Genomic DNA, 24944 nt, shown 5'->3' with positions numbered 1-24944 from the left:
ACGCGGATCGACCCTCCCCACATGGGGGAGGGTGGGCGCCTACTGCCGCTTATACTCGCGCACCGGCGACTTGGTGCCGTCGGTGTAGGTGACCTGCACCGCCATCGATGTCACGTTGTCGGCGACCTTGAAGTAAGGCTGGTAGTCATAAGGAATGGCGTAGGGGTCCTTCTTGTCGCAAGGCGGCAGCTTGATCTCCTTGTCGAGCGCCGTGCCGTTCAGGCTGTAGCGCACCTCCTTGATGCCGCAGCGGAATGACAGCATCTGGGAGAAATAGACCAGGCCATGATTGCCGCTGGCGTCGAAGGCGATCCACGACGTCCAGAACTGGTCGAGGATCTGTTTGTTGCCCTGTTGCAGCGCTGCGTCCGGATCGAAACTTATGTTGAACGGCCCGGTCTCGCGGCCCCTGAGATCGAGATACTTGACCCCGATGGTGGTGGCCGTGGTGCTGTCGGGCAATTCGAAGCTCGGATTGGGCATCGGCTTGCCGGTGCGCTGGTCGTTCATCGCCATCAATCCGGTGTCGGTGAACGGACCTGACACACCCATGCGCCAGGAAATGCCGGTCGCAGCCTCGGGCAGCGAGATGGAGATCGTCCAGCCGGCATTGGAGCGCATCGGCGTCAGCGTCGGGGCAAAGCGCTGCGGGTCGAGCACGTCGCCAAGCGCCGTCAGGCGGGTACGGCTGCGATCGAGCCAGTCGGCGAGCTGCGTCTGGTCGACGAAATATTTGAGCAGCCCGCCTTCCTTTTCATAGGAGACGAACTTGGTCAGCGCCTCGGCCTCGCTGCGCTTGTCGGACAGCGACTGGACGCCGAGGCGATCCTCGGAAAACTCCTGCGCGAGCAGGTAATAGGCCGGTGCGAAATCCGGATTGGCCGCGATGAAGGCGTTGAGCTTGTCGAGACGTTGGGCATCATCGAACTGCAGGATATGGACCAGCTTGATCGACAGCGCCTTGGCCTTGTCGGCCAGGGCGCCGAACACTTCGCGGGCGCCGGCCTTGCCGTCCTGCACGCGCAGCAGGGTGGCGAAGCGTGTGTAGGGATCGACGGCGTCGACGTCGAAACCGGCGAAAGCGAGATAGGAGCGCCGCGCATTCAGCATGTCGCCGGAAAGCTCGTAGACGCGGGCATTGTGATAGAATTCGTCCGGCCGCTTCGGCTCGGCGATCGTCCCGCCCTGCGCGGCCAATGCGGCAAAGCCCTTGGCGATGGTGTCGATCGAGGCGGCGATCTGCTCGGTGGTCGCCTGAAGCTTATCCGCCTGCTCGGCCTGTTTCTGCTGGCCGGCAGCGAGCGTTTCGGTCGTCTGCTTGACCGCCTCTACCGACTTTTGCGTCTGCGCGCCCTGCTCAGCCTGCTGCTGCTGGGTCGACGCAATTTCCTCGGTCTTCTTCGCCACCGCGTCGGTCGATTGCTTGACCTGGTCGACCGCCAGCTTCGTCTCGGTTACCGTTTGCTCGATCCTGGCCACCCTGGCCGAGACGATGCCCATCTGCTGCTGCAACTGGGCGATGGCCGGCACCAGGCCGGCGATCACACCGTTCTGCGAATTGGTCTGCTGCTGCAGGCCATAGACGCCGCCGGCGACGGCGGCAGCGCTGGTGGCAAAGATCAGCGCCGGCAGCGCTTTGGCGGCCAGCACCAGCCGCAGAACGATGGCAATGGCGATGATGGCGGCGGCAACCGAAGCGACCAGCGCGATATAGGCGGCGAACGGCGCCAGCGGATTGAGGATGTCGGAAGCCGCGCCGCCGATGAAAGCGACGCTGCCGGCCCATTTGCCGGTGCGGCTGAGCGAAGCCCTGATAAGAGATGGCGCAGCCGCGCCGATGTCACCGGTCATTGTCAAATCCCCCAAGCAATTGCCGCCTCTATAGCAGCACCGCGACCCCGCAGGCAAAACAGGACAGGAAGCAGGCGATTTCGGGCGGGTGGGCGGATGTCGAGGTTGCCGTTTCAGCGCCGATGATTGGCGAAGCCGAAGCGACATCTGATCTCCCCCCTTGCGGGGGAGATTGGCAGCGTCATCGGCAGCTCCGCCGTTAACCAAATGGACGAACACAATGGGTTAGGCTAGGTTCCGGCCCTCTCAGCAACGCCGGACTTGCCTTGCCAAACTTCCATTTCCGCTCCCTCGTCCAAAAATTTCTCGCAGCCCTCCTGCTGCTCGTCTTCGTGGCCGGCTGCAGCACCACCGCACCGCCCGACAGCGTGCTGGCGGTGCCGGCGCCGCAGGAGAAATATGCCGCCATCGTAATCGATGCCGGCAGTGGCAAGACGCTGTTCGAAGTCAGTTCGAGGGCGCAACGCTATCCGGCGTCGCTGACCAAGATGATGACGCTGTACCTGCTGTTCGAGGCGCTGGAGTCCGGCCGCGTCTCGAAGGAAACGCAGATCCCGGTCTCCGACAATGCCGCCCGGCAGCCGCCGACCAAATTGCGCTTCAAGCGCGGCGAGGGCATCGATGTCGATTCGGCGATCCGGGCGATCGTGGTCAAGTCGGCCAATGACGTGGCGGTGGCGGTGGGCGAATATCTCGGCGGCTCGGAGGACCAGTTCGCCGCCATGATGACGTCCAAGGCGCGCCAGATCGGCATGAGCAGCACCGTCTTCCGCAATGCCTCCGGCCTGCCCGACGATGGCCAGCACACATCGGCGCGCGACATGGCGACGCTCGGCATGGCGCTGCGCGCCCGCTTCCCGCAGCAGTTCCACTATTTCTCCGAAAGCGACTTCATGTTCCGCGGCCGGCTGGTGCGCGGCCACAACGACATGCTCGGCCGGGTGCGCGGCGTCGACGGCATCAAGACCGGCTATATCAGGGCATCCGGTTACAATATCGTCACGTCCTACAATGCCGACGGCCGGCATCTGATCGTGGTGGTGATGGGCGCCGACAGCGCTAGGCAGCGCAACGACCATGTCGAAGCGCTGATCCAGCGCAGTCTTTCGCCGATGCTGGCCGATACCAAGACGCGGCTGATGTTTGCGGGAGACCAGCCGGCAGCGTCGCCGCTTCCCGGCCTGCCGCCGCCTGCATCGTCGCTTCCTGGGCTAGCGCCACCCGGCTTGCCAACTCAATAAACAGCTACCGCACCACCAGCACAGGCGTTTCCGTCAGCGACAGCACTTCGGCCGTCTGGCTGCCTAGCAGCAGGCGGCCGAGACCCCGGCGGCCATGCGAGGCCATGACGATCAGGTCACAGGCCTCGGCGCGGGCGACGTCGAGGATGCCCTCGGCGGGCGTCTTGTTTTCGACGTGCAAGATCTTTGCCGGCACGCCGAGTTCGTCGGCCGAGGCCTTGCACCGGTCCAGCACGTCGGCGGCATAGCGGCGGGCATTTTCCTCATAATTGACCAGTTCGTCGCCGACCGCGACTCCGGCGACAGCTCCGCCCCAGGCGAGGATTGGGAACGGCTCGGAGACATTGACGAAGGTGACGGTGGCCGCAAGGCTGTTGGCCAGCGTCAGCCCGTGGGCAACGCCCTTGCCGGCGAGTTCCGAACCATCGGTGGCGATCAGAATATGTTTGTACATGGCGGCGACCCCTGTTGTGGGGCCATTGCCCCTGGCGGCTTGGCGAGGCGCATCATGGCGCAGCTCTCCCATGGATATAAGCGCGCCGGCAGGTTGGCCACAGGGCGAGGATGAGGCCAGCAGCCGATGACCATGGCGCCAAGGCGATGGGCGCGCTCGCGATCTCTCGTGGAGGGGCAGGCAATCGCGTCCCCCCACTCCGTCCCGGCTTCGCCGAGCCACCCTCTACCCCCCAAGATGCAGGGCAATCGCATATGGTTCTTCCGAAGAGGACCCCCACCCTAGCCCTTCCATAAAGGGGAGGGAACGCTGCCGCATGCCATCCTTTTTGGCAGCGAACCTAGACGGTTTGCGGAGATCAGCGCCTACCAAGTCTCCCTCCCCTTGTGGGAGGGATTAAGGGTGGGGGTACTCGTAGAGCGCAAACCGAGACGGAGTGGAGGCTGGCGTCGCCGTTGCAGGCTTGGCGCCTGCATCACAAGCGCTTGCACAAGCCCGCAATCGTCACCGAGGCGGTGGCTATGCCGCCTCGCCTTGGCGTATCGTGGGCGCGACAGCAGGAGCCGGCATCATGAGCCCAAAACCATCCGAACAGGCCGCCAATGAAAACGACAGCGGCGGCGAGTATTTCGAGGCGCCGCCCATCGGCGATCATGACGCCGAGCTGGTTGCCGACGAGGCGCTGGAAGCGCCCGATGTGCCGGACTCCGAACCGCATGGCCGCCTGAAGCCGAAGCGAAAGCCGTCGGCGATATCGGGCCGCAAATTCCGCAAGCGTGACCTGGTGCGCATCGACGACCTCAGGCCGAGCCTGGCCGACCGCATCCGCTCCGATCATCCGGACCTGCCGCGCGGAGCCCGCATCAGCCGGGAGGAGCTCGGCCGCTACCGCATGCGCTACATGGAGGAGCTGCTGCAGCAGGAGCATGGCGAATTCTCCGAGCTCGACCGCCAGGTGGTCGAATCGATCGCCAGGCAGGACACGATTTCGGAAAACTCGGAAGAGGAGTTCGAGGAGCACCGCTCGTTCGCCGACCGCGTCTCCGACAACATGGCGGCTTTCGGCGGCAGCTGGTGGTTCCTGATCTCGTTCGGCAGCGTGCTTGCGGTGTGGATCGGCATCAATTTGATCGCGGGCGTGAGCAGCGCCTTCGACCCCTACCCCTTCATCCTGCTCAACCTGCTGCTCTCCTGTATCGCCGCCATCCAGGCGCCGATCATCATGATGAGCCAGAGACGGACGGAGGCCAAGGACCGCCTGCGCTCGTTCAACGACTACCGGGTGAACCTGAAAGCCGAGCTGGAAGTGCGCCATTTGCACGAAAAGCTCGACTATCTGATCTCGCGCCAATGGACGCGGCTGGCCGAAATGCAGCAGATGCAGCTGGATGCGATGCACGAACTGACCGGCGCGAAGAAGGCGAAGCGGGCGCCGCGCAGGGTGCGCAGGCGGGTGGCGAAGGTGGAGGTGGCGGGGTGAGTCCCGGGCTGAGGCTGCAAGGCGGACGCGAAGTTGCCGAGCCGCGCGACGTGGCTTCGAAAATATCGCCACGCCAATTGCCCGTTGAAGCCCGCGCCGGCTTCCGCTAAGAAGCCGTGGCTGGCCGGCCTATCGGCTGGTTCGTTTTCAGGTTCCCTGAAGGCACCCGTAGCTCAGCTGGATAGAGCGCTGCCCTCCGAAGGCAGAGGTCACAGGTTCGAATCCTGTCGGGTGCGCCAATCTACCCATGTATTACAATAGCTCAGATAACCCTTAAGCGCGTCACGCTGAACGGATCCATGCGACCCGCTTGAAGTCTTTGTTTTAATGGATGTCGTTGTCCCAGAACCGCGGCACTTCTGGGCGACATGCATGAGTGCCCGGGTCTAGGCACGGGCGATCAGTCGATATTCGGTGTTATTGGCGCGTCGATTACCACTTCCGCCCGTTCAGTCAGACGCTATGCTGCTGACCGTGACACCAAGGCGCGCGTTCGTGATGAAGCAAAGTCAACACCGCTTGCATGAGCGGATGACCATTCGCGGCCACCTCGAACCCGCGTCCTTCCTGCCCTGGATCATGCGCCATGCGGCCAAGCTCGGTCTCGCGCACCACATCGCTCATGCAAGCACCGATCGCATCGAACTCGATATTGTCGGTGCGGCGGAACTGATCGACATGATGGAGATGGGATGTTCGCTTGGGCCCATTGAGGTCTGGGTCGAGACGATCGACCGCGCGCCTGTCGAGCAAAAAAACATATAGCTTTGCGTGTGGTTACCGTCCGTTTGCACCTAATTTAACCAATATTGCAATTGCGAAATAATTATGCATACGTCAGCCGCATCGAGCGGTTCGCCAACTCCTTGCGCCGGCATCTCTCTGGTCGGGAAACAGTGGTATCAGTACGGAAAGTAAGGTCATGCTGTCCGACAAGACGGACACCTGGGTGCCGGTCGCCCTTTCCCAGGATCTGCCAACAGGACAGGTAATGCCGGCGCGGACGCCCGCCGGTCCCATTGCCCTCTGGCGAAGCCAATCGGGGCGCTTGGCGGCATCGGCCGATCGCTGTCCGCATCGCGGCATGCGCCTCTCCCATGGCTTCGTGCGCGGCGAGGCGCTCTCCTGCATCTATCACGGCTGGACCTATTCGCAGGCCGGTCAGTGCCTGCGCATTCCTGCCCATCCCAGCCTCACGCCGCCGGAGACGATTCGCGTTGCGACCCGGTTGGTCGAAGAGGCCGGCGGGATCATCTGGGTCGCTGATGGAGAGCCTGATGGCAACCCACCCCTTTTTGAGGGTTACGTGCCGCTCCGTTCATTGACGGCCCGTGCCGGACATTCGGCGCTCTTTGTCGCTGCCGGTACGAAGGCCACCGTTGAAGGATGCGTCTGGCAGGCGCCCGGCGCGCCGGCAATCCGCCTGCTGCCCATCCCGCAGGAAGCCGGCGAGACGCTGATCCACGTCCTTGTTCCAGCCGATTGCGATGCGTCCGGGCGCATCGCCGCCTCGCGAGCCGCCGAGAGCCTTCGGCGCATGGCCGAAGGGATCGAGGCGAAAGGGGCTGTGCCATGATCGACGATGCGATGCGCGACGAATGGTATCCGGTCGGGCTTTTCAGCCGGCTCGACCGCTATGGGCGCGAGACCACCCTGATGGGCGAGCCGATCAAGGTTGCGCTCGACGCCAATGGCGCGGCGAAAGTGACAGGCGAAAACGGGCGCGTGCTGCCGGTTTCGGTGCGCTATGGCCATATCTGGTCGTCGCTCGGCGAACCGAATAAACCGGTCTTCCCGATTCCCGAGGCAGACCAGCCCGGGCGCCGCTTCGTCGATGTCGGCGTGGTGCGGGTGCGCTGCTCGCCGCTCCGCGCCGTCGAGAACTTCCTCGACATCGCACACTTCCCCTTCGTCCATACCGACATCCTCGGCTCGGAGCCGCATACCGAGGTCGAAAACTACAAGGTCGAGATCCGCGAGGAAGAGGACGAGGTCTGGGCGACCCAGGTGAAGTTCTACCAGCCGCAGGCGGCGAAATCCGCGAGCGGCGGTATCACGACGGAATACATGTACCGCGTGCCGGCCCCGACCTGCTCAGTCCTCTACAAGACCTGCCCGCCGCGCCCGGGCGAATGGGATGTCATTACGCTATTCGTCCAACCGCTTGCCGAGGATCTCTGCGACGTCTGGCCGTGGATGGCGCTTTTCGATGACGAGACGCCACAGACCGACCTCATCCATTTCCAGCAGACGATTTTCCTGCAGGACCGCTCGATCCTCGAAAACCAGATCCCGCGTCTTCTGCCGCTCGATCCCGGCATGGAAATCCCGACGCGCGCCGACTTGACCTCGATCGCCTATCGCCGCTGGCTGAAGCGCCACAATTATACCTACGGCGCGCAATTGGTGGCACAATGAAGCTTTACGACTACATCCTCTCCCCAAGTTGCTACAAGGTGCGCCTGATGGCGACGCTGTCAGGTGTGAAGCTCGAAATCCGCCCGGTCGACTTCCATCCCGGCGCCGAGCATCGTGGCCCCGAGCTTATGGCGCTTAATCCGGGAGGCTCCATCCCGATCCTTGAAGACGGCGACCTGATCCTGACCGAATCTTCCGCCATGCTTGGCTATCTCGCCGCGAAGGCAGCACCGGCCTGGCTCGGCAGCGGCGCCCCCGAGGAGACGGCGCGCATCCAGCAATGGCTTTCCTTCTCGCACAGGCTGACCGCCAACCTCGGCGGCGCGCGCCTGCATGAGATGCTGCTGCGCCCCGGTGACATCGGTGCGCTGCAGGCCAATGGCATAGCGGCACTACGCGAACTGGAAGCCGGCCTCTTCGAACAAAAAATACGTGGCGACCGGTTTCTCGCATCCGACCGGCCGACGATTGCCGACATTGCTTGCTTTCCCTATGTCGCGCTCGCGCCCGACGGCGGCGTTTCCCTCGATCCGTATCCCACGATCCGGCTCTGGTCGCGAGCGCTCCGCAGCCTCGATAATTTCATCGAAATGCCCGGTATCCACCGGCTGCACGAGTTGAAGCCCGAACCGCGACCCATACCGGACGAGGCGTGAGGTGACCGGCTATCTCCTGAAGAATTGCGCAGCGGTCATCACCGACGAGGGCAGGGGTCCGAGCGTCCGGCGCAATGTCGATGTGCTGACGAATGGCCCGCAGATCGAGGCAATCGGGGAAGGCCTGCACAGAAGCGAGTTGCCGGCCGGTACTATCGTGCAGGATGCCGACGGCTGGTTCGTCTATCCCGGCCTCGTCAACACGCACCATCACTTCTTTCAGTGCTTTGTGCGCAACCGTGCCGAACTCGACTGGACGAAGCTGTCGGTCATCGAATGGCTCGACCGGATCTATCCGATCTTCTCCCGGCTCAACGAGGATTGTTTCTACCACGCCTCGATCACGGCGATGGCAGAGTTGATAAAGCACGGTTGCACGACGGCCTTCGACCACCAGTACAATTTTCCACGCCATGCCGGAAAACGGCTCATCGACCGGCAGTTCGAAGCGGCCGACCTTCTCGGCATGCGTTTCCACGCGGGCCGCGGCGGCAACACGCTGCCAAAATCGGAAGGCTCGACCATTCCAGACGAGATGCTGGAGACCACGGACGAATTCATCGCCGACTGTGCACGCCTCATCGACACTTATCACGACACCGGTCCCTTCAGCATGCGTCAGGTCGCGGTCGCTCCCTGCCAGCCGGTCAACTGCTACCGCGAGACCTTCGTGGAATCGGTTTCGCTGGCGCGTGATCGCGGGGTGCGGATGCACACCCATGTCGGCGAGGGCGAAAGCCCGATCATCGAGGCCCGCCATGGCATGCGTACGGTGGACTATCTCGAGGACCTCGGATTTGCCGGCCGAGACACTTTCTATGCCCATTGCTGGGAGCTGACGCATGACGAACTGCGGCTGATGGCGGCGAGCGGCACCGGTGTCTCGCATTGCCCTGAGCCGGTCTATCTGGTGGGCGCAGAGGTGACTGATATTCCCGCCATGTCCGCCTTTGGCCTGCGCGTCGGTCTCGGCTGCGACGGTGCTGCCTCGAACGACAATTCCAACCTCATGCACTGCATCCATTCCGCCTACATGCTGCAATGCCTGGCGGCCTCGACGCGCGCTCATCCCGTGCCTGCGCCGGTCGATTTCCTCGGCTATGCGACAACGGGCGGGGCCGCGCTTCTGGGCCGCAATGACATCGGCCGACTGTCGCCCGGCATGGCCGCCGACCTCTTCGCGATCGACACGCGCCGCATGGATTATGTCGGCACGCGCCACGATCCATTGAGCCTGATCGCCAAGGTCGGCATCGGCATGCCCACCGACATGACCATGATCAACGGCCGCATCGTCTGGGAGAAGGGTGCGTTTACCGGGCTGAACGAGACCCGGCTTGCTGCGGACGCGGAAGCTGCTTTTGCCGCGGTGGAATTCTAACAACTTAAAGACAGGGGAACTGACATGCTGAACTATCTGACCCGCAGAACTCTGATGAAGGGCCTTGCCGCGACAGGGCTTGCCGGCGCGCTTGGCAGCCGTCCCGCCTTTGCAGCCGACGAGCCGCTCGGTATCACGCTCGTGCTCCCGTCGCCGGTCGGCGATGTCGGCTGGGGCCATGCGCTCGCCGCCGGGCTCGAGCCGGTCAAGGCCGCGTACGGCGACAAGGTGAAGATCACCGTCATCGAGAACATCGCCGAAGGGCCGGACGCCGACCGGATCATGAACAAGACCGTCGCCGACGGTAACAAGTTCCTGATCGCCGGCTCATTCGGCTACCAGAATGGTGCACTACAGATCGCCCGCCGCGATCCTGGGGTCACCGTGCTGCATGCCTCCGGCTTCCAGACCGCGCCGAATTTCTCGCCCTTCGCGGCGAAGTATTTCCAGGGCACTTACCTGCTCGGCATAGCCGCCGCGGCTCTTTCCAAGACCGGCAAGCTCGGCTCCGTCTCGGCCTTCGCCATTCCGGAGCTGATCACCTCGATCAACGCATTCACGCTCGGCGCACAGACTGTAAATCCCGATATCGAGGTATCGGTCGTCTGGGTGAACTCCTGGTTCGACCCGGCCAAGGAACAGGAAGCCGCCAAGGCGCTGATGGCACAGAACTGCGACGTGATCTTCTCGAACGCGCAGGACACACCCTCCGTGATCTCGGCCTGCGAGGAGGCTGGCGTCTATGCGTTCAACCTCAATTCGTCGATGAAGAAATATGCGCCGAAGAAATATCTCGGCTGCATCGCGACGGACTGGTCGCCCTTCTTCAAGGCTTCCGTGGATGCCCATCTCGCCGGAACCTTCAAGGGCGCCAACACCTTCCTCGGCGTCGCCGAAAAGGTGGTGGAGGTCGTGGACTGGAACTCAGATATCCCAGCCGACACGATGACGAAGATCAAGGAAGTGGCGGCGAAGATCGCCGACGGCAGCTTCTCGCCCTTCACAGGTCCAATCACCAAGGCCGACGGCAGCGAAGCCGCCGCCGCCGGTGCGACGATAGCGGATCCCGAGATCGTCGCGATGGACTGGCACGTCAAGGGTGTCACCACACCACTGCCGAAGTAAGTCATGACCCCGCCCCTTCTGTCGCTCCGCGGCATCTCGAAGAGCTACGGCCAGATCCGGGCCAACCAAGCCATCGATCTGGACGTGGCGCCCCAATCGATCCATGCGATTCTCGGGGAGAATGGGGCGGGCAAATCGACGCTGATGAAGCTCATCTATGGCGTTGAACAGCCGGACGAAGGCACCGTCGTCTGGAACGGAGAGCCTCTGCGCCTTGCCTCGCCGGCTGAGGCACGGCGCAGGGGCATCGGCATGGTCTTTCAGCATTTCTCGCTGTTCGAGACGCTGACTGTCGTCGAGAACATCCAGCTCGTCGTCCCCGGCGGCAAGGCGGAGCTGGCGGGGCGCATCCGCAGCCTCGGCCAGGATTTTGGCCTTGAAGTAGATCCTCTCGCCGATGTGCACGCGCTCTCGGTCGGCGAACGGCAGCGGGTGGAGATCATCCGCTGCCTGATGACGGACCCGAAGCTGCTCATTCTCGACGAGCCGACCTCGGTCTTGCCGCCGCAGGCGGTGAAGAAGCTGTTCGACACGCTCAGGCGCCTTCGCGACCGCGGCGTGTCCATCCTGTTCATCTCGCACAAACTGGAGGAAATTCGCACGATCTGTGACCAGGCGACGGTCTTGCGTGGAGGGCGCGTTATCGGCACCGTCGACCCGCGGGACTATGATGCGCACGACCTCGCCCGGATGATGATCGGCCGCGACATGCCCGAGGTGATGCCCGCGTTGGCCATGCCCGAGGGGGAGAAGCGGCTGGAAATAATCGGCATGGACTACACGCCGGACGACCCCTTTGCCACGCCGCTCTCCGGCATCAGCCTCACGGTACGATCAGGCGAGATCCTTGGCATAGCCGGAATATCGGGCAATGGCCAAGGCGAACTTGCCGCACTCATCTCGGGCGAAGCGATGCTGCTGAAGGAACAACGCGACCGGATCTACATGATGGGCCGCGACGTAGGCACACTCGATGCGGCCGCGCGCAGGAGATTTGGCTTCGCCTTCGTGCCCGAAGACCGGCTGGGACGCGGCGCGGTCCCTGAAATGTCGCTCGTGCTCAACACCGTTCTTACCGCCCATCCTTTCGATCTCGTGAGGCGCGGCCTCATCAACAGCGCCGGAGCGACGGCTTTCACCAGCGAATGCATCCGTCGGTACGACGTCCGCGCCTCCGGCCCGGATGCCGAAGCGGGCTCGCTGTCCGGCGGCAACTTGCAGAAATTCATCGTCGGTCGCGAGATGATGCTGTCGCCAAAACTGCTTTTCGTGGCGCAGCCAACCTGGGGTGTAGACATTGGCGCTGCATCCGCCATCAGAAGGCGGCTCATCGCGTTGCGCAACCTGGGAGTGGCGATCCTCGTAATTTCCGAGGAACTCGAGGAACTTTTCGAACTCTGCGATTTCATCCAGGTGCTGCATCATGGAATGCTGAGTCCGCCTCTGGTCACGCGGGACACGCGCCCCGAAGACATCGGCAGATACATGATCGGAGCACATGCCTCGCCAGAGAAGGTTCCTGCATGAGCGTTTGGGCCGCGACGTTCCTCCCCGCGCTCGTCCGCCGGGAGCATGCCTCGCTCGTCGCGGCCATGCTGGCCCCTGCTGTCGCGCTTGGCATGGCGATCATCCTCAATCTGGGCCTTTATGTGCTGATAGGCCGAGATCCGGCGGCCGTCCTGTACGCGATGCTTCTCGAGCCGTTCCTCTCCTGGGCATCGTTCGCGGAGGTGCTGCTGAAGGCGGGGCCTCTTCTCCTCATTGCTCAGGGGCTGGCGATCGGTTTCCGCGCAAAAGTGTTCAACATCGGCGCGGAGGGCCAGTTTATCCTGGGCGCTATTTTCGCCTCGGCGATCCCCGTCTGGTTTCCGCAGGCGACCGGGCAGTGGATCTGGCCGCTGATGCTGCTTCTCGGTGCCCTCGGCGGTGCACTTTGGGCATCTATCACCGCCTTCTGGCGCGTCAGGCTCAATGCGAACGAGATCCTGGTCTCTCTGATGCTGAGCCTCGTTGCGGCGCAAGTCCTCAACTACTTGCTGCTCGGCCCATGGAAGGACCCGGCCGGCTTCAATTTCCCACAATCCGTCATGTTTCAGAACGACGCGATGGTGCCGACCCTGATCACCGGTACCCGAGTCAACGTCTCGCTGCTCATCACACTTGCGCTCTCGCTGGTGGCCTGGGTTTTCATGCAGCGAAGCTTCATGGGGTATAAGCTCAAGGTCGGCGGCCTTGCCCCGCGCGCGGCCGGTTACGCCGGCTTCAGCGAAGGGCGTGCGATTTGGCTATCGCTTCTGATCGGTGGCTTGGCGGCGGGACTGGCAGGCGCCGCGGAAGTCGCGGGTCCGCTCGGCCAGTTGCAGCGCTCGATCTCGACCGGCTACGGTTATGCGGCCATTATTGTCGCCTATCTCGGCGGCTTGCATCCAGTCGGCATCATCTTTTCCGCGCTCTTCATGGCTGTCCTCTATATCGGCGGCGACAATGCGATGGTGTCGGCAAACCTGCCGATCGCCGCCGTCCGCGTCTTCCAAGGCAGCTTGCTGCTCGCCTATCTCGGCGCTGTGGCCTTCGTGCGCTACCGCATCGAGTGGCGCCGCCCCCATCACCTGAGCCAGCCATGAACGCCGTCGAGTTCATTATTTCGGGCATGCTCGCAGCGGCAACCCCCTTTCTCCTTGCCGCACTCGGCGAGTTGGTGGTCGAGCGCGCCGGTGTTCTTAACCTCGGCGTAGAGGGCCTGATGGCCCTCGGCGCGGTGCTCGCGTTCATCGTCGTCTACCACGGCGGTGGACACCTGCTGGGGTTCGTTGCCGCCGGCCTCGGTAGCGCCGTCCTGTCCCTCGTCTTTGCAGTGCTGGCACTCGGATTCCGGGCAAACCAGGTCGCGACAGGCCTTGCGATCGGCATTCTCGGCCAAGGCCTTTCGGCGCTGTTCGGCAAAAGCTACGAGAGCTTGACGGTGAAGGGGCTCCCGAAACTTGCCTTTCCCGGCCTCTCGGAAATCCCGGTAGTCGGCAGGCTGTTTATCCAGGACGTCGTCGTATGGCTTTCCCTTGCCGTGACGTTTGCGATCTGGGCGATGTTTGCCTATACGAGAGTCGGCCTTGTCGTGAGGGCAATCGGCGAGAATCCCAAGGCAGCACACGCGATCGGCTATCCGGTCATCGCTATCCGTGTCGCGGCCATAGCTTTTGGTGGCATGATGGCGGGTTTTGCCGGCGCCTATGCGGCGGCGGTGTACACGCCCCTTTGGGCGGACGGCATGATTGCCGGACGTGGCTGGATCGCGATCGCACTCGTTGTCTTTGGTACGTGGCTCGCTGGCCGCATCTTCCTGGGTGCCTGCCTCTTCGGCGCGGTTTCGCTGATGAGCCTCGCCGCCCAGGCGACCGGTCTGGACCTGCCATCGCAACTGCTTTCCAGCCTTCCCTATCTCGTTACGATCGTCGTGCTCGGTGTCATCTCGGCGGACCGCCGCTTGCTCAGGCTGAACGGTGTCGCCTCGCTTGGCGAACCCTTCGAACGTTAGCCGGGATGCAAAGTGGATTTGCGAAACTCGACGTAAGTTGAAGAGATCGAAACGCCAGCGGACGATCGGCATCCGATCCAAAGGGCAGAAACGCCAAACGGGGCGAAGGTATTTCCGCAAGGGTAGCGCTGACGCCGTCGACTGCGAGCAGGGGAACGATGTGACGCTCAACGCGCCCGACACCGGTGGATCGTCGCGGGTTCTTGGATCGTCCCCTTTCCCCAGTACGAGCCCATTCTCGAGGGTCCATTCTCCACCGCAGCCTAGGGAAGCGGCTTCGCAAGATGGCCTGAGGCATGCGCCCGGTAAATTCCCGCATGCGAGCACTCGTCCTGCCTGTCTAAGGTTCCGAGTCTAACCGCAAATCCTCGATTTTTTCCGCCAATTCCAAAATATATATTCCGATCGCCGCAAGCAGCCATAACAACGATTTCCAATACTACCTATTCTCGCAGAAACTAAAAACGCTACACTCGCGTAATCATATTGGTAACGGATGCTGTTCAACCTGCGTACAGGCAACCAACACGGGGAGCGTCATTATGGATTTCTTTAAAAGTTTAACAAAGGCCTTGGCCGGTGGCGCTGTTGCCGTGGCTTTGTGCTTTCCGGCTGGCGCGGGCGGGCTCAGTGTGGGCATCGGCGGCAGCGGTGGGGTGGGCGTCTCGGTCGGCGGCAGTGGCGGCGGGCTTGGCGTCGGCGTCTCGGTCGGCGGCAGCAAGGGCGTCAATGCCGGAGCGACGGTCGGAGGCACCAGCGGCACCACCGCCAGTGTCGGCGCCTCGGTTGGCAGCGGCGTTACCGCCGGCGCCGGCGTATCGGTCGGCACGGGCGTCGGGGTCGGCGTCGGCGCAACCGTCGGCAGCGGTGTCGGGGTCGGCGCCGGGGTCGGGGTGGGCAATGGGGTGACGGCCGGGGTCGGCGTCGGCATAGGCGCACCGACCGCGCCCACCAGCCCCAGGGATCCCAACACGCCAGCGGTGCCGGCGCGGCCGGCGGTGGTTGCCATCAGCGCCATGTCGGCCGGCCAGATCGCCAAGATGAAAAAACGCTGCGCCAGCGTGCTCAGCGGCAAGGGCACCTACGACCGGGACCTGAAGGAGCTCTGCCGGATATTGGCGCGGCGCTGAGTACCGCAACATCGCATCTGCCGTGGGGCGTCAGTCTCTCAGCCAGCCCCAATGCCGCAAGGTGGCGGGCATTCTTAGGGAGAGAGCTTTGCCGAGCGGTTCAGCGTTTCGCGGAAAGGCGGAACCGCTCAGGCTGTGCGCTTTCATCGGCGGCATTCCGCATGGCTTGGTCGCCGAGCCGAAGGAAGCGCGCCGCCCGGTTGCGGCCTTAATCTGACCTCTGCCGTCCGTCCGGTCACCCGTTTGGGCCGGCTCGAAGATTCGCCTCTGGCCTTTTGTATCACCCGCTCTAGCTGCTTTGTGTTAGGCTCGTCATGTTAGCCTTGTCTTGCTGATGGAGGTTTTGATGGATCGGCGATCATTCTTGACAGCATTGTTCGGCGTTGCGGGGGCCGCGGCGCTTGCTACCGCGGTTCGGCCTCTCAAGGCCGTGGCCGGGGTTCCCAATGTCGGTAACGGCATTCTCGATGAACTCGACAAGCAGGATGCCAATTCGTTTGATGACGACGAAGGCCCGGGCGATGTCGAGCAGATATCGCATCGGCGATGGCACCGTCGTCGCCACCACAGGCGGCATGTCTGGAGACGGCACTGCCGCACGTTCTGGCGGCATGGCCGGTTGCGCCGGCGCTGCTATCGCAGGCGCTCCTTTGTCGTCTTGCGGTTCTAACCGCGGCACGTTCCCGGATAGACCCTGCCCTGAGGCGCAAACACCAAACAGACCCATCCCGATTTGCATCGGGATGGGCTGGTTCAACTTTATCCAGCCACAGCTGCCACCGACTCCCGCTGCACCAGCGGGCATTCCAGCTTGGTGATGGGATAGCGGCCGCGGCCGGCAGGCGGCGGCACTTCGAGCTGTTCGATCGCCCATTGGCCCATCGCCATGTGCGGCAGGATCGATGTCGTCAGCGGCGGGAACAGATGGCGGGCGATCTCCTCGTCGTCATAGCCGACGACGGAGATGTCCTGCGGGATGTGCAGGCCTGCCTCCTTCAGCGCTTCGTAGCAGCCGATGGCCGTGCGGTCGTTCTGGCAGAAGATGGCGGTCGGGCGCTCTTTCAGCGCCAAAAGCTTCACGGTCGCGGCATAGCCGGCGCTCGCCGACCAGTCGCCCTCGACCACCAGTTCGGGATCGAACGGGATGTCGGCGGTGGCGAGCGCCCTGCGGTAGCCTTTCAGCCGGTCCTGCGCGGCCTGCATCCACGGCTCGCCGGTGATGATGGCGATGCGGCGGTGGCCGTGGCCGATCAGATGCCGGGTCGAGTTCTGGCCGCCGGCGATCTCGGAAGGCACCACGGCCGGGAAGGCATAATCGGCCGTGTAGCAGTTGAGCAGGATGACCGGTATGTCGAGGCCGTAGAGGAAATCCGGCGCCGTGATCTCGCGGGTGAAGATGGTCATGTAGATCAGCGCCGAGATTCCGCGCCTGGTGAGCGCCGCAATGGCGCGCGGCTCCATGACGGCGTCGCCCATGGTCTGCGCCACGAGCAACACATTGCCGGCGTTCCACGATGCCTGGCGCGCGCCCTCGATGGCGACAACGGCTTCCGGGCTTGTCGCCAGCTGGTCGACAGCGAAACCGATGACACCGTCAAGTCCATCGAAGGCGGCAACAGGTTTGCGCAGCGCCGAGAAGGCGGGTGCTGCGTAGCCGAGCGCACGCGCGGCGTCGATCACCCGCTCGCGCGTCTGCTGCGACAGCCGGATGCCGGGCGAATCGTTGAGCACGAAAGAGACGGTCGCCTGCGAGCAACCGGCTGCCCTGGCGATGTCGGTCATGGTGACGCGGCCGCCCTTGGCGGCTCTCGCCGGCGCCTTGCGCCGCTTCGCCGTGTCGTCCGGATCCCTCGTCTCGCTCATGGCAGTGCGTCCCAATCCCCAGCCTGTCTAGTCGCAAGCCTGCCACACCGACAAGATGGTGTCGCGCCGTCGACCAATGGAAATAGTCGAAGGCATTTATCTTTATTAGCAGCTTTGAAGTTCGCCGCCATGCCGCTTCGGGCCGCGTGAAATTTGAGGACTGCAAGGCATCTGCTTGCGCGAAGCCGTGCTGCACCTGTTCGGGCAAACTAGACCTAGGGCCACCGCCGAGTGTCCGCGCGAGACCTCTGCTAATAGTGTTTACTAATACAAAACGACGCTGTAACGTCAATCCGCCGTGTCCGGTCAGGTGGGACCCCGTGCGGCGAGAAGTGCACGTGAATGGCCCGATGGCGAGCGGGGTTTGCCTCCGCAAGCCTGGTCTCGGACATGTGATATGTCAGACAAATCAGACTATTTACGAGCACGGGATGAGTCTCTAAAGTCCGTGATCGCGACCGACGACGCCATTCTTCAGCGCCGGGAACCCCTGAGGAGGAGGGCGTCCAAATCGCGAGCGGCAAGTCAGTGAATTCAGATCGGTTCAGTCCGACGACTGAGCCAAAACGGGAGGTTGAACATGAAATCCTTGATACGACATGCATCCGTGGCCACCGCAGCCCTGCTGCTTGGCCTGACCGCGACAGCCATTGCGCGCGCCGACGACAAGCCGACGCTTGCCTTCGTCGTCAACGGCGCTTCCGATTTCTGGAAGGCCGCCGAAGCCGGCGTCAAGAAGGCGCAGGCCGAATTGCCCGACTACAATCTCGAACTCAAGTATCCCGAGCAGTCCTCGGTCGCCATCCAGCAGCGGCTGATGGACGATCTGGTGACCGCCGGCGTCAAGGGCATCATGGTCTCGGCCGTCGACCCCAAGACCTCGACCGACGGCCTGAACAAGATCGCGTCGGAAACGGCGCTGTTCACCACCGACTCCGATGCCCCGCAGACCAAGCGCGTCGCCTATATCGGCTCGTCCAATGTCGACGCCGGCAAGCAGGCGGCCGAGATCGCCAAGAAAGCGATGCCGGACGGCGGCAAGTGCCTCGGCTTCGTCGGCCTGCTCGGCGCCGACAATGCCAAGGAACGCATCCAGGGCATGAAGGACGGCCTCGCCGGCAGCAAGATCGAACTGGTGGACGTGCGCGGCGACGACATCGACCAGGCGCGCGCCAAGAAGAATGTCGAGGACGCGCTGGTCGCCAGCCCCGACATCACCTGCATGGTCGGCTTCTATTCCTACAACACGCCGCGCATCTATGAAGCGCTGCGCGACGCCGGCAAGCTCGGCTCGATCACCGTCGTCGGCTTCGATGACGATCCGATCACGCTGGGCGGCGTCAAGGAAGGCACCGTGGCGGCCACCGTCGTGCAGCAGCCCTTCGAATGGGCCTATCAGGGCATGAAGCTGATGGCCGCCTATCTCAAGGGCGACAAATCAGGCATTCCGGAAGGCGGCCTGATCATCATCCCGACCAAGATCATCGGTAAGGACGATGTCGACACCTATGCCGCCAATCTGAAGGCGATGTCCGGAAACTGAGACCACGAGCAGTTGCGCCGGCTCAGGGTTCGCCTTGAGCCGGCGATCGTGTTGACGGGCCGGCCAACGCCCGTCAGTCTGTAGCCCACCGGCTGCTGGCAAGCCTGATCAAATATGGCGTGATGAATTATTCCGACCCATCCATCGTCGCAACCACCCCGTTCCTCGGCCTCGAGAACGTGCGCAAGACCTATCCGGGCGTGGTGGCGCTGGACGGCTTTTCCATGGAAGTCAGGCCGGGCGAGGTGATCGGCCTGGTCGGCGAAAACGGCGCCGGCAAGTCGACCTTGATGAAGATCCTCGGCGGCGTCACCAGGCCGGACAGCGGCGCCATCACCGTCGACGGCGTTGCGCATGACGGGCTCACCGTCGAAGGCAGCCTGGGGTCGGGCATCGCCTTCGTCCACCAGGAACTCAATCTGTTCGAAAACCTCGATGTTGCCGCCAATATCTTCTTCGGCCGCGAGCCGTTGCGCGGCGGGCCGCTGAGATTGGTCGACCGCGCCAAGCTGCGCGAAATGGTGGCGCCGCTGCTGAAGCGTGTCGGCGCCAACTTTTCCGCCGATACGCCGGTTGCCTCGCTGTCGCTTGCCCAGCAGCAGATGGTCGAGATCGCCAAGGCGCTGTCGATCAAGGCCCGGCTGGTCATCCTCGACGAGCCGACATCGAGCCTGCCGCTTGCCGAAACCGACAAGCTGCTCGACGTCATCAAGGCGCTGAAGGCCGATGGCATCAGCGTCATCTTCATTTCGCACCGGCTGCATGAGGTCGAGCGCGTCGCCGACCGCGTCGTGGTGCTGCGCGACGGCATGCTGGCCGGCACCTTGCCGAAGAGCGCCATCAACCACGACCAGATGGTCAAGCTGATGATCGGCCGCATGCTGAAGGAGCGCGAGAAGGCCTCCGAGGCGGCGCGGGCGCCGGGCGCCACGGCTCTCTCGGCCAAAGCCATCCGCACCCCCGCCTACCCTGCCCGGCCGGTCGACCTCGACATCAGGCGCGGTGAAATCCTCGGCCTTGCCGGTCTTGTCGGCTCCGGCCGCACCGAACTGGCGCGGGTGTTCTTCGGCATCGACAGCACGCTTGGCGGTGGGCTCGAACTCGACGGCAAGCCGCTTGTACTGGGTTCGGCGGCCGATGCGGTCGCGCATGGCATTTTCCTGGTTCCGGAAGACCGCAAGCTGACCGGCATTTTGCTTGACCTGTCGATCGCGCAGAACATCTCGCTGCCCAACCTGCCGGCGCATGCGAAGCGTCGACTGGTGTCGGCAAGCGCCGAGACCGCCACCGCCGAGAAGCAGAAGAGCAATCTCGGCATCAAGGCGCCGTCGGTGCAGACGCGAACCGGCACGCTGTCGGGCGGCAACCAGCAGAAGGTGGTGCTAGGCAAATGGCTGGCGATGAACCCGAAGGTGATGATCCTCGATGAGCCGACGCGCGGCATCGATATCGGCGCCAAGGCCGAGATTTACGGGCTGATGCGAGCCTTGGCCGATGCCGGCGTCGCCGTGCTGATGATCTCCAGCGACATGGAAGAGGTGATCGGCGTGTCCGACCGCATCGCCGTCATGCATGAGGGCCAGATCTCGGGCATTCTCGACAAGGAACAATTCAGCCAGGAAAACGTGCTGTTGCTGGCGGTCGGCAAGCCGGCAAACTAGCGGGCTTCAGGCGATTGCCGGTCCGGCGCATTGGGGAGAAGACGATGAGCAAAAAAGATCTCGGCCTGCTGATCCTGATCCTCGTGGTCGGCGCCGTGGTGACCGCCATCAACCCGCGCTTCCTTTTACCGATCAACCTCGCCAACACCTCGAACCTGATCGGCCTGTTCGGGATCCTCGCCATCGGCCAGGCCTTCGTCATCATCACCGGCGGCATCGAATTGTCGGTGGGATCGCTGGTGGCGCTGCTCGGCACGCTGTTCATCGATTTCATCGCTGTGCGCGACATGCCATGGCCGGTGGCGCTGCCGCTGATCCTGGTGCTGGGCGGCATCATCGGGCTGGCGCATGGCTGGCTGATCACAAGGCTGAAATTGCAGCCCTTCGTGGTGACGCTGTGCGGCCTTTTGATCTATCGGGGGGTCGCCCGTTTCTATACCGCCGACGGCACCGCCGGCTTCGCCTTCGGCCAGAATTTTCCCGAGCTCGAATTCCTCACCGCGGGCCGCAGCTATGGCGTGCCCAACAGCTTCATCGCACTGATCGTCATTTCGATCGTCATGTGGGTGGTGCTGCACCGCTCGGTGTTCGGACGCTACCTCTATGCCATCGGCAAGAACGAAGAGGCGGCTAAATATTCGGGCATCCGCACCGGCCGCGTCGTGATGGCCGCCTATGTCATCTGCGGCGTTCTGACGGCGCTGTCGGCGATCTATTTCGCCATGTACACGCGCTCGATCTCGCCGGCCAGCCACGGCCAGTTCTACGAGCTCTACGCCATTGCCGCCGCCGTTCTCGGCGGCTTCTCGCTGCGCGGCGGCGAAGGCTCGCTGGTTGGCGTCATCCTGGGCACCGTGCTGCTGCAGGAGTTGCAGAACCTGGTCAATCTGCTCGGCATCCCGTCCTCGCTCAACTTCGCGGTAATGGGCGGCGTGATCCTGATCGGCGTGCTGGTCGACCAGCAATGGGGCGTGTTCCGCGCAAGGCGGCTGATGCTCGATGCCAGCCGGAAGACTGTCGCGGCGGAGTAGCGCTACATCACGCCGGATATATCCGAGAAGGCCATCGCCTTGCGCAGCACCTCGACGAAGCGTTCTCCGGCGGCTTCGCGCCGGCCGCCATTGTCGATCGAGGTGACGCCGGAGCCGGACAAAGCGATATTGGCGCTGCGGGCGAGCCGAGCCAGCACTTCGCCGCGCGATTCGCGGCCGCGCTGGGCGAGACGCTCGGCGAGGATTTCCGGCGAAGCGGTGATCTCGACGACAGCCAGATTGGCATAGCGCTCCCGCAGCACCGGGATGACTGCGCGCGAGACATTGGCCACGGCGACATGGCCATTGGCTATCGACCAGTCGACATCGGCCGGGATGCCATAGCGCAGGCCGTGCGCCTCCCAGGAAATGGCGAAAGCGCCGTCGGCCTGGGCCTCGGCAAAGGCGGCGTCGGCCAGCGTGTCGTGATCCTCGCTTGCGGCGTCGCTCGGCCTGGTGATGACCCGGCGGACGAACTCCAGCCTCGTCTCGTCGGCAAACAAGGTGCGGGCATAGCCGATTACCGTATCCTTGCCGGCGCCGCTCGGGCCGACGACGGCGACAAACACGCCGTTGCGGAGCGGAAAGGCCTCGCTGCTGAGTTCGCGCTCGATCGACGCCGAGACCATCAGGCGACCCGGCGCCCTTGGCGCCAGACGGTGCGCACGACCGGCACATGGTCGTCGACGCGCACACGCACCAGATCGGCGCGGCGGCCCTGTTCGATGACGCCGCGGTCGTCGAGGCCGATCGCCTCGGCCGGATTCTTCGACACCATCGCAACCGCCTGCGGCAGGGAAATGCCCTCGACGACGTCGCCGAGGAAGAAGGCCGACTGGATCAGGCTGAAGGGAATGTAGTCGGACGACAATATGTCGAGCAGGCCGTCGCCGGCCAGCGTGCGGGCCGAGACATTGCCCGAATGCGAGGAGCCGCGCATGACGTTGGGCGCGCCCATCAGTACGCCGAGCCCGGCATCCTTCGAGGCCTTGGCGGCTTCCAGCGTGGTCGGGAATTCCGCGACGCGCACGCCCTGCTCGATCGCCTCGTCGACATGGCCTGATGTGGCGTCGTCATGGCTCGCCAGCACAATGCCCCGCTCGTTGCAGGCGGCTGATATCGCCACCCGGTTCGGTCCCGAATTCTTCGCCGATTCCGACATCCGCTTTTCGCAGAACAATTGGAAGTCGCGATCGGTCAATTTCAGCTTGCGCTGATAGTAATGGGCGTAGGTCTCGAGATTGACGAACTGACGCTGTCCCGGCGCATGGTCCATCAGCGAGGCCAGCTTGACCCGCTCGTCGCCATCGAAATTGGCGAAAGCCCGCAAGCAATCCGGCGCCGAGACCTCGCAGCGCAGGTGCAGGAAATGGTCGGCCCGCAACCGGTCTTTCGCGACGCTGTCCTCGATCGCGCCGGCGAGCTTGCGGATGTCGTCGGAGGTAATATCCGCGTCCTCGTCCATGCCGACACGCAACGCGTCGAGGACGGTGGTGATGCCGGCGGTGGCCACCTGCGCGTCATGGGCAAGGACGGCGGCGATCGGGTTCCAGCGCACTTTCGGGCGCGGCGCATAGTGGCCTTCGAGATGGTCGGTGTGCAGCTCGACCAGGCCGGGAATGATGTAGTCGCCGCCCATGTCCTCGCCGCCCATGCTCCCGCCGGTGTGGCCGGTGCCGGCGTCGACGCCGGAGATAAAACCGTCGCGCAGCACGAGCGACCCTTCGACGATCTCGTCGGCAAGCACGATGCGGGCGTTGTGGAGAACAGTTTCGGCGGTCATTCAGGCGGTCCCTGGTTACTCGGACGAATTGCGGTCAGGCGGTTTTTCGGGCAGCGCGGCGGCCGAGCGCATGATGCGAAAGCACCATGAACGGAGCGCCCGGTTCGGTTTCGACGAACAGCGTCAGCGCATCCACCAGCACCGGCTGCTGCAGCACATCGGCGAACAGGCTGTCAATTGCCGCGCGCAGACGTTGGCTTTCCTGCGGCCCGGCCCGGCCGGACAGTGTCATGTGGAAGCGAAAGGTCTCAAACACATAGGGATAGCCCCACTGGCAGAGATTGCGGAACTCGGCCGGCTTCAGCGAATCCGGGCTGCGCCGCTCGATCTCGGCCTCGGTGAGCGGCGCGCGAAAACGGTCGAAGCTAAGCACGACATCGTCGGCGAAACGGTTGAGCGGCGGCAGCGGGCCTTCCGGCACCAAAGCGAAGAAACCATCGATCTGGCTGACGACCAGGCGCGGGATGGTGACCGTCGGCGTTGCTTCGGCAAAGGCGTCCAGCGCCGCGCGCAGCGAGCTTTCGGTTTCGTTGGCGGCCAACCGGAAGGGCGCTTTCAGCGTCGCATGAAAGCCGTAGCGCCGCGCCGATGCGGTGTGAAAAGCGACTTCGGCCGCCGACAGCTCGCCCACCGCCTCGACCGGCCTGGTGGCGGCGCCAAAGGGGTCGCGACCCAGCCAGTTGGCGGCGATCCGCGCCAGCGGTTCGTCCTGCCTCGGGGTGAAATAAATGGCGTAGCGCATCGAAAAAAATCCTCGTCAGCCCGCTGCCATAGGTGATTTCCATGACGGATTGACGAAGCTTATGCGGGTTTTCGAAGGCAAATCGACCCCGCAGGTCCTTAGCCGACGATTTTTTCCTGCTGGACCGACAGCTTCCGCCGCAAGCGAAGGCCGATCAGGCCTTCATCAGCCATTCGTGCTCGGGCGCGTTGTGGAACTTCCACGTCCGCTTCGGCCCGGCCATGACGTTGAGATAATAGAGGTCGTAGCCGTGGCAGGCGGCGCAGGGGTGATAGCCCTTGGGCACCAGCACAACATCGCCGTCCTCGATCGCCATGGCTTCGTCCAGCTCGCGGGCGCCGGTCTTGTCGGCGTCGGTGTAGACGCGCTGGAAGGCAAAACCCTGCGGCGGGTTGAGGCGGTGGTAGTAGGTTTCCTCAAGATAGGATTCGGCCGGCAGATTGTCCTGGTCGTGCTTGTGCGGCGGGTAGCTCGATGTGTGGCCGCCGGGCGTGATGACCTCGACCACCAGCAGCGAGTCGGCGGGCTTGCCCTCGGGCAATATGTTGGTGACGTAGCGCGTGTTGGTGCCTTTGCCCCGAGTCTCCTGGCCGAGGTCGTCGGGTGCGATGACGCGAACGGGCAAGCCGCCGCCCAGGCCCGGCGCCGAGCAGACCGCGAGCTCGAGATCGGTGTCGGCGGTGACCGACCAATCCGACCCCTCAGGAATATAGACCGACCACGGCTTGCCCTCGAAGGGCGACATGCGCTCGCCGAGCAGGCCAAGTTCCCGGCCGCCGGCCTTGGCCGTGCCCTTGCCGGTGACGAACACCAGGCAGACTTCGCGACCGCCCGTCTTACCCGAGGCGTTTTCGCCGGGCTTCAAACGGTGCAGGTCGAAGCCGACATAGGTCCAGCCGGCGCTGTTGGGCGTGACATGCGCGACGCGGCCATGGCCCTTGTCGGCTTTGACGAGCAGTTTCGACATGTTTTGTCTCCTATCGCAAGTCTTCGAGGTCGGCCTCTCAACTTCGTCATCCTAGGGCGAAGCAGGAGCGAAGCTCCGTCGCGAAG

23 protein-coding genes and 1 tRNA gene are annotated in these 24944 nt (G+C 63.7%); 16 read left to right on the top strand and 8 right to left on the bottom strand.

Annotated elements, in window-relative coordinates; translation table 11 throughout:
- Positions 1–39: 39 nt before the first annotated feature.
- Entirely contained in the window at positions 40–1851 is a 1812-nt protein-coding gene (locus AC3CCE_RS14045) for a methyl-accepting chemotaxis protein (protein ID WP_352595103.1), read from the bottom strand.
- Between the two features lie 266 nt (positions 1852–2117).
- Between AC3CCE_RS14045 and AC3CCE_RS14040 the strand changes: the two genes are divergently transcribed.
- A complete protein-coding gene (locus tag AC3CCE_RS14040; RefSeq protein WP_023695864.1) occupies positions 2118–3092 on the top strand; it encodes a D-alanyl-D-alanine carboxypeptidase family protein in 975 nt (324 codons plus the stop codon).
- A gap of 4 nt (positions 3093–3096) precedes the next feature.
- Here AC3CCE_RS14040 and AC3CCE_RS14035 read toward each other — a convergent pair whose 3' ends face one another.
- Positions 3097–3546: a universal stress protein gene (locus tag AC3CCE_RS14035; protein WP_023695863.1), complete on the bottom strand. Its 450-nt coding sequence runs from the start codon at positions 3544–3546 to the stop codon at positions 3097–3099.
- A gap of 571 nt (positions 3547–4117) precedes the next feature.
- Here AC3CCE_RS14035 and AC3CCE_RS14030 point away from each other — a divergent pair.
- The 12 genes from AC3CCE_RS14030 to AC3CCE_RS13975 all read left to right on the top strand — a co-directional run bounded on the left by AC3CCE_RS14030 (position 4118) and on the right by AC3CCE_RS13975 (position 15268).
- The gene (locus tag AC3CCE_RS14030) at positions 4118–5026 is read left to right on the top strand and encodes a DUF1003 domain-containing protein (protein WP_023723419.1); all 909 of its coding nucleotides are present in this window, start codon (positions 4118–4120) and stop codon (positions 5024–5026) included.
- 162 nt (positions 5027–5188) lie between these two features.
- Positions 5189–5265, top strand: a tRNA-Arg gene (locus AC3CCE_RS14025).
- A gap of 223 nt (positions 5266–5488) precedes the next feature.
- Positions 5489–5791, top strand: coding sequence for an acylphosphatase (locus tag AC3CCE_RS14020; RefSeq protein WP_488377148.1), 303 nt, complete (start codon positions 5489–5491; stop codon positions 5789–5791).
- A gap of 157 nt (positions 5792–5948) precedes the next feature.
- Entirely contained in the window at positions 5949–6602 is a 654-nt protein-coding gene (locus tag AC3CCE_RS14015) for a Rieske 2Fe-2S domain-containing protein (RefSeq protein ID WP_352625016.1), read from the top strand.
- Positions 6599–7444, top strand: a complete 846-nt coding sequence (locus AC3CCE_RS14010; protein ID WP_352625018.1) for an aromatic ring-hydroxylating dioxygenase subunit alpha — start codon at positions 6599–6601, stop codon at positions 7442–7444. Before AC3CCE_RS14015 ends, AC3CCE_RS14010 begins: the two co-directional genes overlap by 4 nt.
- Positions 7441–8100 carry a glutathione S-transferase family protein gene (locus AC3CCE_RS14005; RefSeq protein WP_352625020.1) on the top strand — a complete coding sequence of 220 codons (660 nt, stop codon included), beginning with the start codon at positions 7441–7443 and terminating at the stop codon, positions 8098–8100. Before AC3CCE_RS14010 ends, AC3CCE_RS14005 begins: the two co-directional genes overlap by 4 nt.
- A 1-nt stretch (position 8101) precedes the next feature.
- Entirely contained in the window at positions 8102–9481 is a 1380-nt protein-coding gene (locus AC3CCE_RS14000) for an amidohydrolase (RefSeq protein WP_352625022.1), read from the top strand.
- 27 nt (positions 9482–9508) lie between these two features.
- The gene (locus tag AC3CCE_RS13995) at positions 9509–10606 is read left to right on the top strand and encodes a BMP family ABC transporter substrate-binding protein (protein ID WP_352510744.1); all 1098 of its coding nucleotides are present in this window, start codon (positions 9509–9511) and stop codon (positions 10604–10606) included.
- Positions 10607–10609: 3 nt separating this feature from the next.
- Entirely contained in the window at positions 10610–12133 is a 1524-nt protein-coding gene (locus AC3CCE_RS13990) for an ABC transporter ATP-binding protein (RefSeq protein WP_352625024.1), read from the top strand.
- The gene (locus AC3CCE_RS13985; RefSeq protein WP_023744943.1) at positions 12130–13230 is read left to right on the top strand and encodes an ABC transporter permease; all 1101 of its coding nucleotides are present in this window, start codon (positions 12130–12132) and stop codon (positions 13228–13230) included. Before AC3CCE_RS13990 ends, AC3CCE_RS13985 begins: the two co-directional genes overlap by 4 nt.
- Complete coding sequence (locus AC3CCE_RS13980) at positions 13227–14138, top strand: ABC transporter permease (RefSeq protein WP_352625026.1); 912 nt, start codon at positions 13227–13229, stop codon at positions 14136–14138. Before AC3CCE_RS13985 ends, AC3CCE_RS13980 begins: the two co-directional genes overlap by 4 nt.
- Positions 14139–14680: 542 nt before the next feature.
- On the top strand, positions 14681–15268 hold the full coding sequence (locus AC3CCE_RS13975) for a hypothetical protein (RefSeq protein WP_352625028.1): 588 nt from the start codon (positions 14681–14683) through the stop codon (positions 15266–15268).
- Between the two features lie 358 nt (positions 15269–15626).
- Here AC3CCE_RS13975 and AC3CCE_RS13970 read toward each other — a convergent pair whose 3' ends face one another.
- Together AC3CCE_RS13970 and AC3CCE_RS13965 are read right to left on the bottom strand one after the other, a co-directional pair.
- Positions 15627–15809 carry a hypothetical protein gene (locus AC3CCE_RS13970; protein ID WP_196813864.1) on the bottom strand — a complete coding sequence of 61 codons (183 nt, stop codon included), beginning with the start codon at positions 15807–15809 and terminating at the stop codon, positions 15627–15629.
- A gap of 218 nt (positions 15810–16027) precedes the next feature.
- The gene (locus tag AC3CCE_RS13965) at positions 16028–17131 is read right to left on the bottom strand and encodes a LacI family DNA-binding transcriptional regulator (RefSeq protein WP_352625030.1); all 1104 of its coding nucleotides are present in this window, start codon (positions 17129–17131) and stop codon (positions 16028–16030) included.
- A 580-nt stretch (positions 17132–17711) separates the two neighbouring features.
- On the opposite strand from AC3CCE_RS13965, the gene AC3CCE_RS13960 reads away from it, so the two are divergent.
- From AC3CCE_RS13960 to AC3CCE_RS13950, 3 genes are all read left to right on the top strand, one after another.
- Positions 17712–18674, top strand: coding sequence for a sugar-binding protein (locus AC3CCE_RS13960; protein ID WP_023672352.1), 963 nt, complete (start codon positions 17712–17714; stop codon positions 18672–18674).
- Between the two features lie 122 nt (positions 18675–18796).
- Positions 18797–20335: a sugar ABC transporter ATP-binding protein gene (locus AC3CCE_RS13955; RefSeq protein ID WP_023672351.1), complete on the top strand. Its 1539-nt coding sequence runs from the start codon at positions 18797–18799 to the stop codon at positions 20333–20335.
- 44 nt (positions 20336–20379) lie between these two features.
- Positions 20380–21366, top strand: coding sequence for an ABC transporter permease (locus AC3CCE_RS13950; protein WP_023684050.1), 987 nt, complete (start codon positions 20380–20382; stop codon positions 21364–21366).
- Between the two features lie 2 nt (positions 21367–21368).
- On the opposite strand, the gene phnN is transcribed toward AC3CCE_RS13950, so the two are convergent.
- From phnN to iolB, 4 genes are all read right to left on the bottom strand, one after another.
- Complete coding sequence (gene phnN, locus AC3CCE_RS13945; protein ID WP_352510745.1) at positions 21369–21998, bottom strand: phosphonate metabolism protein/1,5-bisphosphokinase (PRPP-forming) PhnN; 630 nt, start codon at positions 21996–21998, stop codon at positions 21369–21371.
- Positions 21995–23149, bottom strand: coding sequence for an alpha-D-ribose 1-methylphosphonate 5-triphosphate diphosphatase (locus AC3CCE_RS13940; RefSeq protein WP_352510634.1), 1155 nt, complete (start codon positions 23147–23149; stop codon positions 21995–21997). The genes phnN and AC3CCE_RS13940 overlap by 4 nt, the downstream gene beginning before the upstream one ends.
- Positions 23150–23183: 34 nt before the next feature.
- A complete protein-coding gene (locus AC3CCE_RS13935; RefSeq protein ID WP_023741265.1) occupies positions 23184–23891 on the bottom strand; it encodes a DUF1045 domain-containing protein in 708 nt (235 codons plus the stop codon).
- A gap of 154 nt (positions 23892–24045) precedes the next feature.
- Positions 24046–24858 (bottom strand): 5-deoxy-glucuronate isomerase, encoded by an 813-nt coding sequence (gene iolB, locus AC3CCE_RS13930; protein ID WP_352510636.1) that lies wholly within the window; start codon positions 24856–24858, stop codon positions 24046–24048.
- Between the last annotated feature and the right edge of the window lie 86 nt (positions 24859–24944).

This window comes from Mesorhizobium sp. P160187, from assembly GCF_057766425.1.
The sequence above is the reverse complement of the archived record's forward strand: the minus strand, read 5'-3'. Positions and strand labels throughout refer to the sequence as shown.

Bases quoted from the DNA above. Each gene is read 5' to 3' on its own strand.
- AC3CCE_RS13975 (WP_352625028.1), top strand. From the start codon at position 14,681: ATGGATTTCTTTAAAAGTTTAACAAAGGCCTTGGCCGGTGGCGCTGTT.
- AC3CCE_RS13955 (WP_023672351.1), top strand. From the start codon at position 18,797: ATGAATTATTCCGACCCATCCATCGTCGCAACCACCCCGTTCCTCGGC.
- AC3CCE_RS13950 (WP_023684050.1), top strand. From the start codon at position 20,380: ATGAGCAAAAAAGATCTCGGCCTGCTGATCCTGATCCTCGTGGTCGGC.
- AC3CCE_RS13940 (WP_352510634.1), bottom strand. From the start codon at position 23,149: ATGACCGCCGAAACTGTTCTCCACAACGCCCGCATCGTGCTTGCCGAC.
- AC3CCE_RS13935 (WP_023741265.1), bottom strand. From the start codon at position 23,891: ATGCGCTACGCCATTTATTTCACCCCGAGGCAGGACGAACCGCTGGCG.
- iolB (WP_352510636.1), bottom strand. From the start codon at position 24,858: ATGTCGAAACTGCTCGTCAAAGCCGACAAGGGCCATGGCCGCGTCGCG.
- AC3CCE_RS14020 (WP_488377148.1), top strand. From the start codon at position 5,489: ATGCTGCTGACCGTGACACCAAGGCGCGCGTTCGTGATGAAGCAAAGT.
- AC3CCE_RS13990 (WP_352625024.1), top strand. From the start codon at position 10,610: ATGACCCCGCCCCTTCTGTCGCTCCGCGGCATCTCGAAGAGCTACGGC.
- AC3CCE_RS13985 (WP_023744943.1), top strand. From the start codon at position 12,130: ATGAGCGTTTGGGCCGCGACGTTCCTCCCCGCGCTCGTCCGCCGGGAG.
- AC3CCE_RS14030 (WP_023723419.1), top strand. From the start codon at position 4,118: ATGAGCCCAAAACCATCCGAACAGGCCGCCAATGAAAACGACAGCGGC.
- AC3CCE_RS14015 (WP_352625016.1), top strand. From the start codon at position 5,949: ATGCTGTCCGACAAGACGGACACCTGGGTGCCGGTCGCCCTTTCCCAG.
- AC3CCE_RS13970 (WP_196813864.1), bottom strand. From the start codon at position 15,809: ATGCGATATCTGCTCGACATCGCCCGGGCCTTCGTCGTCATCAAACGA.
- AC3CCE_RS14045 (WP_352595103.1), bottom strand. From the start codon at position 1,851: ATGACCGGTGACATCGGCGCGGCTGCGCCATCTCTTATCAGGGCTTCG.
- AC3CCE_RS13980 (WP_352625026.1), top strand. From the start codon at position 13,227: ATGAACGCCGTCGAGTTCATTATTTCGGGCATGCTCGCAGCGGCAACC.
- AC3CCE_RS14035 (WP_023695863.1), bottom strand. From the start codon at position 3,546: ATGTACAAACATATTCTGATCGCCACCGATGGTTCGGAACTCGCCGGC.
- AC3CCE_RS14005 (WP_352625020.1), top strand. From the start codon at position 7,441: ATGAAGCTTTACGACTACATCCTCTCCCCAAGTTGCTACAAGGTGCGC.
- AC3CCE_RS13960 (WP_023672352.1), top strand. From the start codon at position 17,712: ATGAAATCCTTGATACGACATGCATCCGTGGCCACCGCAGCCCTGCTG.
- AC3CCE_RS13965 (WP_352625030.1), bottom strand. From the start codon at position 17,131: ATGAGCGAGACGAGGGATCCGGACGACACGGCGAAGCGGCGCAAGGCG.
- AC3CCE_RS14010 (WP_352625018.1), top strand. From the start codon at position 6,599: ATGATCGACGATGCGATGCGCGACGAATGGTATCCGGTCGGGCTTTTC.